General features: G+C 50.2%; 12 protein-coding genes. 2 read left to right on the top strand and 10 right to left on the bottom strand.

The features are described 5' to 3' along the window. Window positions 1-67 precede the first annotated feature (67 nt). From C1752_RS14685 to C1752_RS14670, 3 genes are all read right to left on the bottom strand, one after another. Complete coding sequence (locus C1752_RS14685; RefSeq protein ID WP_110986836.1) at window positions 68-556, bottom strand: hypothetical protein; 489 nt, start codon at window positions 554-556, stop codon at window positions 68-70. 38 nt (window positions 557-594) lie between these two features. Then, window positions 595-1944, bottom strand: coding sequence for a tetratricopeptide repeat protein (locus C1752_RS14680; RefSeq protein ID WP_110986835.1), 1350 nt, complete (start codon window positions 1942-1944; stop codon window positions 595-597). Between the two features lie 1044 nt (window positions 1945-2988). Further along, the gene (locus C1752_RS14670; protein ID WP_233501606.1) at window positions 2989-3579 is read right to left on the bottom strand and encodes a DUF2808 domain-containing protein; all 591 of its coding nucleotides are present in this window, start codon (window positions 3577-3579) and stop codon (window positions 2989-2991) included. A 104-nt stretch (window positions 3580-3683) separates the two neighbouring features. Here C1752_RS14670 and C1752_RS14665 point away from each other — a divergent pair, with 104 nt between their 5' ends. Next, window positions 3684-4349, top strand: a complete 666-nt coding sequence (locus C1752_RS14665) for a transglutaminase-like domain-containing protein (protein ID WP_110986833.1) — start codon at window positions 3684-3686, stop codon at window positions 4347-4349. A 31-nt stretch (window positions 4350-4380) separates the two neighbouring features. Here C1752_RS14665 and C1752_RS14660 read toward each other — a convergent pair whose 3' ends face one another. From C1752_RS14660 to hisZ, 6 genes are all read right to left on the bottom strand, one after another. After that, window positions 4381-5154: an MBL fold metallo-hydrolase gene (locus C1752_RS14660; RefSeq protein WP_110986832.1), complete on the bottom strand. Its 774-nt coding sequence runs from the start codon at window positions 5152-5154 to the stop codon at window positions 4381-4383. 74 nt (window positions 5155-5228) lie between these two features. Next, window positions 5229-6056 carry a DNA adenine methylase gene (locus tag C1752_RS14655; RefSeq protein ID WP_110986831.1) on the bottom strand — a complete coding sequence of 276 codons (828 nt, stop codon included), beginning with the start codon at window positions 6054-6056 and terminating at the stop codon, window positions 5229-5231. Between the two features lie 98 nt (window positions 6057-6154). Then, window positions 6155-7180: an HlyD family secretion protein gene (locus C1752_RS14650; protein WP_110986830.1), complete on the bottom strand. Its 1026-nt coding sequence runs from the start codon at window positions 7178-7180 to the stop codon at window positions 6155-6157. Window positions 7181-7188: 8 nt separating this feature from the next. After that, a complete protein-coding gene (gene hisS / locus C1752_RS14645) occupies window positions 7189-8571 on the bottom strand; it encodes a histidine--tRNA ligase (protein ID WP_110986829.1) in 1383 nt (460 codons plus the stop codon). Window positions 8572-8764: 193 nt separating this feature from the next. Further along, window positions 8765-9784, bottom strand: a complete 1020-nt coding sequence (hisG, locus tag C1752_RS14640) for an ATP phosphoribosyltransferase (RefSeq protein WP_110986828.1) — start codon at window positions 9782-9784, stop codon at window positions 8765-8767. Beyond that, on the bottom strand, window positions 9781-11343 hold the full coding sequence (gene hisZ, locus C1752_RS14635; RefSeq protein ID WP_110986827.1) for an ATP phosphoribosyltransferase regulatory subunit: 1563 nt from the start codon (window positions 11341-11343) through the stop codon (window positions 9781-9783). Before hisZ ends, hisG begins: the two co-directional genes overlap by 4 nt. Window positions 11344-11465: 122 nt before the next feature. Here hisZ and C1752_RS14630 point away from each other — a divergent pair, with 122 nt between their 5' ends. After that, window positions 11466-11795 carry a DUF6883 domain-containing protein gene (locus C1752_RS14630; RefSeq protein ID WP_110986826.1) on the top strand — a complete coding sequence of 110 codons (330 nt, stop codon included), beginning with the start codon at window positions 11466-11468 and terminating at the stop codon, window positions 11793-11795. On the opposite strand, the gene C1752_RS14625 is transcribed toward C1752_RS14630, so the two are convergent. Continuing rightward, the coding region (locus C1752_RS14625; RefSeq protein WP_146242350.1) for a transposase at window positions 11788-11929 on the bottom strand (142 nt) is incomplete at its 5' end. The genes C1752_RS14630 and C1752_RS14625 overlap by 8 nt on opposite strands.

The raw sequence follows: 11929 nt of genomic DNA, 5'->3' as shown, positions 1-11929 counted from the left end.
CCTCTTCAGATTTGTGAAGAGGAGATCAAGATTCTTGGCTATGAATGGGATGTTTTTTGATTAGTGATCATACACTTGCCAACAGAAACTTTTCTAGGTCACGCTGGCTGCGATTAGCTTCACCCCAAAATGCGAACCAGGCAATCATCAGAAAGAGGAGAGGCATCCCAAGAAAGACGAGTCCGATTCCGGTCGGGAATAGATTCGTGGTCAGATTTGCGATCGCAATCGGCACCGTAAACCCATACCAGAAGAGCAGCCATACCCCTAGAAACAAAGATACAACAGGATGAAAGCTCATCGTCACATGGACGAGAGTCATGTCACCCTGTTCTTCAAAGCGTCCTCGAATAACGGGTAAGAACGAATTGCGATAGTGAATAATCCGATGGATTTTAAAACTCTCTTCAGACACCACCCCTTGATAGGGGGCATGATCGCGCAAGAGCAAACGCAAAAGCTTTACTGGCTCCACTTGCTCCTGAAGACGTTGGAAAACCAAGGACTGCGGAGAATCCGTTTGCAACGTAAAAGTATGGTAGGGAACCAGCCTCATAATCGAGAGTCTCTTGCATGCAGAGAGACACTGTTTTCCTATTGGTCGCTGGGATTTAGCATATCATTTGCCACAGCCTGGATCGTTTGCCTCAGCTTCCCGTCAGGAGCATTCGCCTCCGCCTTAGCAAACAACGTACGTGCAGTCTCTACATCACCCTGAGTGCTGCGGAGAATCGCCTTATTCGTCAGTGCCGTGACGTTATCGTTCTGCTGGGCCAGTACTTGATCATAGGCGGCCTCCTCCTTATCCTTACGATTCATCGCCGCGTAGAGATCTGCCTTCGAGAAATAAAGATTGAAGTTACCCGGCTGAAGGGCAATGAGCCGTTCTAAATAGCCCACGGCAGACTCATACTGCTCCTGCTCTCGATGCAGGTCCACCAGCCTCAGCAACGCCTCACCATCTTGTGCATTCTTCTTTAAAGCTTTTTCATACCTCCTAACCTCCAATGACGCCTGTTCTTGCAAAGGAGAGGACTGTGCTTGCCCAGCCTGGAACTGCAGTTGACTGCCCCCCAACCAAAGTCCCATGCCCACAGCCGCAATCCCAAAAGCCGCCAGTGCTTTCGGCATGAGATTGGCTGACTGCCCCAAAAGCGGAGGAAGCTGGGTCTTCAGTAGCGCCTTTTCACAGCCATTGCCTAGCTTTAAGAGGGTTCGAGTTCGAGACGCACTATATAGTTCCGAGAGCATCCAAGAAATAGGGGCAGACGTATTCCTAGCCACCGCCACCGAAGTCTTTCCAGAAGAAATAATCGAGACAGAGGAGTAGAACTGACGGTAAACGGCACGGGCTGCATCTAAGCGAGTCGTGAGCGGTCGCAACCTTTGCTCAATGTCGATCAAGTTCGCAGAACCAGCAGGCAGCAAATCACACTTCGTCAAAATCAGGGCGAAAAGATACTTCAAACCGCTTTGAGCCGCCAAAGAAGCCATCGCTTCTGCCTGCTGAGCCATCTCGTCTAGCTGCGTTGGATAGTTCAGATCCTGGACAAGGGCGACAGCATCAATAAACATGCAGCACCCGTGGGAGTTGAGCAACATTGCCTCAAAATCAGGATGGGTGGGGCGGCAGATTTCACCTGGAACGTCAGCCCAGCGGAATTCACATAGCGTTTGATCGTGACGGCGGCGCGGCGTACCCCTGAAGGTAAAGTCAGTCATCTTTAGGGTAGGTGGCGGATATTGCCCCGTCTGCTCCATATAGTCCAGAAGTTCCTCAAGCTGTGCCTGAGTTTGATCATTAGCACCCTCAAACCGGATATAGCCCGAGTCTGCCTGTCGACCTGAGCGGACATCAGCATAGGTACCTGCCAAAAAAACTGACTTCCCAACACCACGATGGCCAATACTCAGCAAATTAAATATGGGTATATTTTTGATCATGATGAATTACGCAAGAGAGCAACTGACGGCAGAAATCGAAGAATATGTAAGTTTTAGAGTCTATATAACCCAGAATGAGCGTTTCTAAAACTGAATCACGTTTAAAAGACCACAAAAGCAGGAAAACTTCATCATTTCAAATTCAGTCTCTTGAGTGGGAACAGTGCCTCATTTGCTGTAGCAGGCATATGACACCCCTAACAGCGCTATTCAGTAGGAAGGATTTACTCTCAATCCCAATGGACAGAGCCATGAGACAAACTCGCCTACGTAATGGTTACCTCCCTGGGGGTGAATAATGGGTGAATGCGCAACGTTGCATGCGCCAATATGAACAAGAAATATATCAGGGTCCATTGAAATTTAGCATTGACATGCGCTTCTTCCTCAGCAGCGGGGAAACAGTCACAGTGAAATTCCATACCTCAAAATAAGAAGGGTTGACTTAACTTAGCCCCCAAATAGTTCTGAGATAGAACAGGGTACGCTATCGGTACTTGAGTAGATCAGCTATCAGATTCAAGCGATTTGTCGCAAATCACTGCGCCTTGAACTTACTCTCTAAAGAACTAAAAATAAGCATCAGCATTGAGACAGTGCAGTGACGACAAAGATTGCAACAAACTCAAATTTAATTTATTTCCAGCGCTGATCTTGAGCAAGAGGTGATCATGCACAAGCATTACCCATTGACACAGTACACGACGTTTTTCCCAATGTCAGTACCTGTCCCATAAAAAAAAGGGGAAAGACAGTCCACTCATTTCAACCGTAAAGGGAAATAAAGGGAATCTTGCCTAAGAGTGTTCCTAAAAAGAAGACCACCCTGATATTCAGCACAGTGAGATCAACCACCCCGCCAAAACATTTAGCAAGCTTCGTGAAACCTTGCATATCGAGGAGTGGCTCTTCTTGAAAGAACGGAAGCAGACTTAAATTCTTTCTTAAAAAGAAAATTCGGGAGATCACAAAAGGCTTTTCTATAAACCACAAAACGGCTCAAACAACTTCCAAATTTTTGATCAAAGAACCTATTTTTGGCGTTTAGCCTCTACCACCACCGCCTGCTCTAAAAAAGTGGAGACGCCCGTACCCCAAAAACTGCCCCTGCGCTTTCTCTCCCGCAGGAAATGCTGTCACTCCAAAGAGGTAAACACCTCCTAAATTAGGATTGCGCTTAGCCTTTAAACTTATAGTGATCGTTTCCCCAGGCAAAATAGGTTCATCAAAACGAACAGTAGTCTGCTGTTGAGCGTCAGTTGTGGCGACTAGGGCAATTGATTGTTTGCGCTGTCGAGAGGGATAGGCACGGGTGGGACCTAGCCGAAAGTCAATTTGCTCCAATCCTTTGCGTTGGGCAAAGGTAAGCTGCTGTAGAGGTTCACCGGCATCTTCAGGGATGCGGAAAGTAAAGTAGTAGTCAGCGCCTCGAAATGCGGCGCCAATGTGAGGCGTGGAGGCTTTAAGCAGTTGGGGAGCTTGAGCAAAGGAAACAGTCCCATCCGCTAACTGGAGAGATTGTGCGGCAGACGGAGAAAGGACTGCAATTGCCGAAGGCAGGCTAAAAGCCATCGCACCCCAAAACGGCAGACTCATCCCCATTCCTAAAGCCTTCAGTTGTTTTACCTTGTTCATCGGCCTCTTCCTGCAAAAGTTATGGTGTGATTACCAGTGAACGGAATGTTCCATTCTTCACCTGTAGCCCACACTAAAGTATCTGACTGAGAATCTGCTTAATCATGAACGAGTATCTTCAAGCTAGCCCGGTCATTGACTGGAAGCACCCAGCCGTTTTAGAGCGTGCTCAGCAGATTGAATTCGCGCAACAATCAGCAGTCACCGCGTCACAATCTGGGCAAAACGTAGTCTCAGAATCCGGTCAAACGGAACGTCTTGCCAAACTCTGCTTTGAATGGGTCCGTGATCAGATCGCCCACAGCGTTGATGCTCAGATGAATCCAGTCACCTGCTGTGCATCAGACGTTCTCAAGCACAGGACCGGCTACTGCTTTGCCAAGAGCCATCTTCTTGCCGCCCTTTTGAGGGCCAATAACATCCCCGCAGGCTTTTGCTATCAGAGATTGAGCCTTAACGATCAGGGTACTCCTTACTGTCTACACGGCTTCAATGCCGTGTATCTAGAAGCATTCGGTTGGTATCGCCTCGATCCAAGAGGCAATCGAGAGGGTATCAACGCACAATTTACGCCACCTCAAGAACAGCTCGCTTACGCAACAACGCTTGCAGGAGAAGTTGATTTTGACGGCATTTTGGCAGAGCCTTTGCCTATGGTGATTAAGGCTCTAGAGAATCACCAGGAATGGGATCAGGCGCTGCAGAATCTTCCTGATCTTGCTCCCGATCAGGGGAAACTGTACGGTTTGAGCCCAGCCCTGAAGTCATAGGCACAGCTCATCAGCCTCCAAGCTGTGATACCTAAGCGGCAGCAGAGACCGTCAACGGGACTTCGAATCGCTGACCAGGTTCTGGATCAAGGATCTGAGTTTCACAGTCGCTGTCGGCGAGTAGCTTGCGAAAGTCTTCCACGTCCCCGTCCATTTTCAGAATTTTGTCGAGGATGCCTTCGTATTTAATATCGCCACCGGCAGCCGTTGACAGAATAAACTCGGGCTGCAGCCATTTGACCACGTCTAACGCGCTTTCCCCACCTTTGATAAACGGCCCTAGGAGCGGCAGGCTTAAGTTGATCAGTGGCGTAATAATCACGTCCACATGCTTGACGGCCTGTACGGCCTCAGAATGGAAGCCATGAGGTTCGTAATACAAGCTTGCCTGACTCGTCAAATCAGTGACCACAAACGCATTTTCCACCAGCAGCGGACCAATGGGAGAGCCGGGGAATGCCTGAACTTTGACCCCATTCTCAGAAAACGTTTCACCGTGATCGAGCGCTGTGACCTGGCGATAGCCCATTTCTTTCACGAGCTTGGCCGCGTTTGGTGATGCCACGACCGGGATGTCATGATCCAGCGCTTTAAGCGTAGGAGGATGAGCATGATCCGGTAGCCCCTGCGAAAGCAAAATCAGATCAATATCATCTGGAATCGGGCGTGGTGTGGTGTGCTCTGCTTTAAAGAACCAAGGCTGATTACCAAACACGAGGGGACCGACTAACCAAGGGTCTAATAATATTTTTTTGCTCGCCAGTTCAATCAGCCAGCTATTGCTATCGAGATAGGTTAGGTGCATTACAGATTCTTGGGTGACTCTTGTTCATGGTAAAGAATATCTGCAGGGAGCGCGGACCAGCCCACAGAGATGGACTAACTTGACATCACCAGTACTTCAGAAATTTTGCCCCGTTTGGCTGGGTTAGAGTTGATCGCTCGCGCGGCTTGAATGGTGCGAATCGGAAAACCTTGGTAGAGATCACGGATAAAGTCACAGTCTGAATTAGAGAGCATCACGCGCACACCCCGCTCAGCCAAGATCACAAACACATCTCGAAGCTGCACCTGATCTTGAGCCGTAAATGCGCCCCGAGAATAGGCGGTAAAGTCACTGGTGGTGCTGAGAGGATGGTAGGGCGGATCAAAGTACACAAAGTCTTGAGATGTTGTGGCGTGCTGCAAAATTTCAGAAAAGGGTCTTAGATAAACCTGAGCAGCCTGCAGAGTCATAGAAGCCGATCTGAGAAGCTCGGGGTTACAAATCGTTGGTTTTTTGTAGCGCCCCATCGGCACGTTAAATTTGCCCTGAGAATTCTCTCGATAAAGGCCGTTGAAGCAGGTTTTATTGAGGTAGATAAATCGAGCAGCCCGTTCAATCGATGAACCTTGGTCTGCAGCCCGCATTTGATAGTAGTATTCGTGACCGTGATGTTGAGCGTGTATTTCTAGCTGTTGAATCAGCGCTTCGACTTGCGATCGCACACAATCGTAGACATTCACCAGTTCAGGATTAATATCAGACAGCGTTGCGGATGCAGGACGCAGATGAAAGAACACAGCGCCGCCCCCGACAAAAGGCTCATAGTATCGAGAATAGTCCTGCGGGAACCAGGGTTGATACTGCGCCAGCAAGCGGCTTTTACCCCCCGCCCACTTCAGAAATGGCCGGGGAGGGATTCTGGACGGACAATCGACGGTCATAACCTCACATCAGCCTCAACCGGGAAAAGTGTTTGACAAAGTTCAGCGATCCCCCAGCAGGATTGTAGCCGATGTCTCGATCAAGACAACGCTACCGTTTAGTTTGGAGGCTGGGAGCTGGGCAACAGGGGGCTTCGTTGAGGGAGCGGCGGCAAAGAGGAACCGGAACCCTGAGGAGAGATTGCCGGCGGCGTTGGTAGCGGCAAAGTGGGGGTCGATAGCCCAGACGGAATCTGAGGCGATGTCGGATCTAACGGATTTTGAGGCGGCGTTGGAGCGAATGGATTTTGAAGCGACGAAGGGCTCTGGGCTTGGCTTGCGATCGCAAGCTCAAATTGAAGACTGCCGTTCGTACTTTTAAGGGGCGTAATTTTATTAATGAGGCCCGTATAGGGTGAATAAAAAACTTTAAGGTTTTTGGCCTGCGCCTCAAGCTGCTGTAGCTCCTTAGCAAGACTGGCTTGAGTTGACTTTAGATTCGAGAGTCCCTGCCCTTGGTTAGAAGAGGGACTAGCCTTAATCCTAGCCAGTACTGCCTGCTCTCTTGCCACAGCAGCTTTTGCCGCCTGAATCTCGCCCTGAAGCCGTTCCAGCTTAACCTGCTCTTCCGGGAGCGGGAGGTTCTGCAAAGCGAAATCAGTATAGGGAGAGTCCTTCCGATACTGAGCGAGTGCTGCTTCTGCCGCATTAAGCCGCACCTTCGCACGCTCAACCCCCTCAGCACTCACTTGTGGGGCCGTAACCTGAGACAGTCGTGGCTCTAGCGCTAAGGAGTTTAGCTGAGCGAGCTGTTGCTGAATTGCCTGACGCCGCTGACTGATGCGTTGCTTTGCATCAGTCGGTTCAGCAATCACCTGCCCCTTAACCACTGAAGCGCCTTCTTTGACCTTGAGATCGGAAATCGAAGAAACCGTCACCTTGAGCTTTGTCAAAACCGGCGTAGGAACAGGGGTCGCCTTGGTCAGACCCGATTCTTTAGGCTTAGGAACGGGGCGACGTGCCAAATCTTGGAGCTGAGTGTCACAGCCAGTCAAACATAGAATCAGACTCACGCCCGCCAAAGTCTGAAGTGACCACTTGGCCTTCGTTTGGAATTGACAGATACCCGCACCCACTTTACTCATTGTCAGGGTTACCTCTCTAACAGTTGCCGGATCTGAGGCACGAGATCAGAGAGGGGAATATCGAGCTGTTCTCCCGTTTCCATGACCTTGACGCGACAGATCTGAGCCTCGTGCTCATTCGACCCAATAATAATGCACAGCGGGATACCCAACTTGTCGGCTCGATCAAGCTGTTTACCAATGCCTTTCTTTTCAAATCCGGTTAAAACTTTGATCCCCGCCTGCCGCAGCCGTTGAGAGATTTCAAAGTAGACCGGCATCAATTCCTGCTGCATGTTAACGATCATTACTTGGGCAGGGCTGGCTGCTAGAGGCTGAATAATGTCAGCATCCAGTAGCTTTCGCATCAGCCGCGTTAGGCCAATAGACAGACCCACACCCGGCATTGTTTCTTGGGCAAACATGCCCACTAATTCTTCGTAGCGTCCACCTGAGCAAATGCTGCCGAGGCTTTCGTAGCCCAAAAGCGTTGTTTCGTAGACGGTGCCGGTGTAGTAATCTAAGCCCCGCGCAATCGATAGATCAATACAGAACTGAGTCTCTGGCACCTGCAGCAGGCGAACGTTTTGGATGACTTCATCTAACTCTTTGATACCCACGACGAAGGTTTCGGGCTGGTTAAGTTCTGTGGCGGTTTGCTGGAGCTGAGCTAAGACTTCATCAACGGAGCCTTGGATCTGAGTGAAGGTGATCATGCGATCGCAACTCTCCTCCAGCACCCCAATTCCCAGAAGCTGATCCTTGACCTTCGCCACGCCAATCTTTTCCAGCATGTCAATAATCTTGATGCAGCCCTTAATCTGATCGGCTTCAACCCCCAATGCCTCAAAAAAGCCCGTCAGGACCTTGCGGTTATTAATCCGAATCAAGAAATCCCCGATCTGGAGCGCCGAAAAGATTTCCGCAATGATCGCAGGCATCTGAGCATCGTAGAGCAGATTAAGGGATCCTCGCCCCACCACATCAATATCGCACTGCCGAAACTGCCGGTAGCGACCCGTTTTAGCGCGCTCCCCGCGAAACACCATGTCCATTTGGTAGCGGGCGAAGGGAAAGACCAGCTCATTGCGATTCCGAGCCACGTAGGCCGCCAGGGGCACCGTTTGGTCAAACTTCAGCGCCCGAGAGTCCTTGCCTTTATCACCCTCCACCTGCATCTGAGGCGGTAGAACCGGGGTGATGGCATAAATAATGTTGTCGCCCTGATTCCCCTTCGCCTGCAGGAGTTCTATCCGCTCCACCGCTGGCGTTTCAATGGGGGTGAACCCATAGCGTTCGTACACTTGGCGAATGGTGTCTAGCCAGTGCTGTTCCAGGCGCTTTTCTCCAGGAAGCAGTTCAATATCAAATCCGCTGGGGAGGGTGTAGTTAATTCGGTCTGACTTAGCCATTTCTTCTATGTATAAAACTGCGGCGTTATTGAAATTGTTTTACAGAGGGGGTAGTGAGGATGTTACGCATCGGATGATCCCCACTAGCCCCCCTTAAGAAGGGGGGAATAGACTTTAAGTCCCCCTTCTTAAGGGGGATTTAGGGGGATCTAAGATACTTCGCCGTCAACCACAAGACTTCTCTCAGAACTTTTCAAGACTTTAATCGCTGGAGCAACGTCTCGCCACTTTTGCTGCTGGGACCAAAGATATATCGAGGCGGCGACACGGTAATGTCCTGTCCTTCCACCTGACGCAGATGCTGGACAGCCTGAAACAGATGCTCCTGCTGTACAACAACAGTGACGGCATACCAGTCGTTACTGCCGCTCCCATTGGTGTATACCTTGGAGATCGTAGGTCCACGCTGTCCCGTGAGCTGATCAAGCTGTTCACGGCTGGTAAGTAACGCCCCCACCTCATCCATTGAACCAGCCCGCACATTGGCGGTGATCGATGTATATTTTTTAGCCTCTTGATTCGCTTCTATCCGTTCTAAAATCTGCTGCGTAATCGCCAGTGCTGTATCCGACTGCAACGCCTTGCGATTGGCAATCAGACAGGCTTGAGACTTGAGAATATTGCCTCCGGCCACCTGCTTGAGGTTATTTTCCCGCAGGGTGGTACCCGTACTGGTGACATCCGAGATCATATCGGCATAACCCATATTGGGCGCCGCCTCTAGGGCACCATTGGCATCCACCAAAACAAAGTTGGTGATGTTTCGATCAAACAACAGCTTCTTGGTGAGATTCTTATACTTGGTTACGATCCGCAAAGGTTTGCCTTGGGCTTTCCACAACAGCGTTAATTCCGCGAGATCTTCGATGGAGGTAACATCAATCCAGCTATTGGGGACCGCTAAGACCACCTCACACTTACCATACCCAAGGGTTTCGTAAGCCGTAATCACGGTACCATCGCCAGGATCTTCTTCGGAGACGACATCGTAACCAGTCACACCTAAATCGGCACTGCCTTCATGGACTTTGACAAAAATGTCTGCGGCTCGCTGAAACAAAACCTCAATTTCAGGCACTGCGGGAATGGTCGCCACGTACTGTCGGTCGTTGGGACGATTGACCTTGAGACCAATGTTGGCGAGTAAATCCATCGTCAGCTTGCCCAAGGCTCCTTTGCTGGGGAGCGCTAGGCGGACTTTGCGATCGCTCATAAAACAGCCTCTGTTCTAAATCTCAAAATTTGCTGGGCGGCCTCATCAACCGTGAATCGCTGGCCTTCTTGTTCAGCCTTGGTTCGCAGGGTGACCGCAGACTGCGCCTGTTCATCAGCCCCCACCACAATCACGAACGGGAAGCTTTGTTTTTCAGCGTACTGGAAGTTTTTGGAGACGGTGCGATCTCGAATCGCTAGCTCAATCTTCAGGCCCTGATTGCGAAGTTGCTCAGCGACGGATATTGCATAACCATGTTGCGCAGCATCTAGAACAATCACAAAGGCATCAAAGCGCAGATGACTGCCGACATTGAAATGGCCCTCACTTTCAAGGGCGACGCAAACACGCTCTAAACCAAAAGAGAAGCCTGTAGCAGGCGTACTGCGGTTACCACCGAGTGTCGTTACCAACTCATCGTAGCGACCGCCCCCGCAAATCTGGCGCTCCCCACCGAGCGAGGCATGGTGAATTTCAAAAATAGTGCCGGTGTAATACTGCAGACCACGGCTAAGACCCAAATCTAAACTGACCTGACTCCAGTCGAGATCGTAAAGCTTCAGCACCTCAACAATAGACCGGAGTTCTTCCAGAGGAGCTGTGTCAATCCCGTAGCGCGGCAACAGTTCTTTGCCCTTTTCTAGAACCTCAAAGGGTTCTCCCTCCAGCGCCGATAGCTCTGTCATGAACTCTAGCGCTTTATCAATGAGGGGAATACGGTTTTGCCGATGAATCTTTTCAAGCAGCCGCGACGCAATTTCTTCGGGACTACGACTACCTTTAAGATCTACATTCAAGCTCCCTAACAGTTCCAGAATGGCAGCTTTAGCATCTGCATCATTCAAGTGCTGAAACAGCGTAACAAGCTTATCGAGCTGACCTTCCTGTTCAGGCGTCGCCGTAGAAGAACCGTCTGTAGGTCGATAGTCTGGATAGATTTCCTGTAGTGTCTGCGCAACCTTTTGCCGACCGTTTTCAGAGCGCAGCAGATCAGTACTGGCCAGCAGCAGATTTTGCAGCCGACTGCCTAACTGCAGTCCTTCTAAAAATTTTGACAGAACCCCAATGTGACCGATAACCACTCGATAGTTCTTCAGACCAAGCTGGTTCAATCCTCGACAAGCCGTCCAAATCACCTCTGCATCAGCCATCGGACCTGCCGATCCCAACAACTCCACGCCCACCTGTGAGAACTGCCGATAGCGCTCCCGCTGCGGACGCTCATAGCGAAACACGGAGCCACCGTAGTAGAGTCGCACAGGCAGCGGGGTTTGCTCTTCTAGATGCTCAACATAGGCCCGAATGATAGAAGCGGTCATCTCAGGCCGCAGGCAAAGCCGCCGATTTTGATAAACGAAATCGTACATTCGGGTGACAATTGCTTCACCCGACTTTCGCAAATACAGCTCAGTATGCTCCACCAGCGGCACGTTAATAGGCCGATAGCCAAATTGCTCAAAGCATTGATGCAGCTCTGTTTCGACAGCCCGATACGCGGCGCAGGTATCGGGCAGAACATCACTCATGCCCCGAACAGGTTGAATTCGGTTGGTTTCCATCTCTATGCCTATACGTTATTCAGCAGCCGCGTCACCCATTTTGGGAAGGCTGCGATACTAAACCCTCAGTGGTCTATTGTCACCCTAAACGGCACGTTCAGATGCAGTATCTCTAAGAAAGAATGGAACAAGATTGGGAAACAGGAGGTGCGCTGCCTTACGCAGACAAAGCACTCATTGACCCCGCTAAATTTGAGCACTACTCAATGAACCCTCAAAATCCTGGCAATCAAGGCAAGTGGATAGCCTTCAAGGAACTTGGCTACAGAACTGAGACAGCGGAAGGACGACGCATTGGCGCACGGCATATTGTCCAACAGCTAAGTGGAGCTTTACCAATGACAGCAGCTATTGAGGGGAGACGAAGTAATCATGGTCGCCGTTTCATAATGCGTGTGGTTATTCAAGGCTTAAACAATAGACAAGCTACCCTAGGGCGTGTCATCAATTAAGCCATATAACAGAGGCTGCTAGGTAAATAGCTCCTAGAAAATTGACGGCTCGTTTATCGTAGCGTGTGGCAATTGCCCGATACTGCTTGATCTTGGCAAAAAAGTTCTCTATCAGATGTCGAGCTTTGTAGAGG

Source organism: Acaryochloris thomasi RCC1774 (assembly GCF_003231495.1).
GTDB lineage: Bacteria > Cyanobacteriota > Cyanobacteriia > Thermosynechococcales > Thermosynechococcaceae > RCC1774.
Note: the sequence above shows the minus strand (reverse complement) of the source record. Positions and strands in the feature narration are given on the sequence as shown.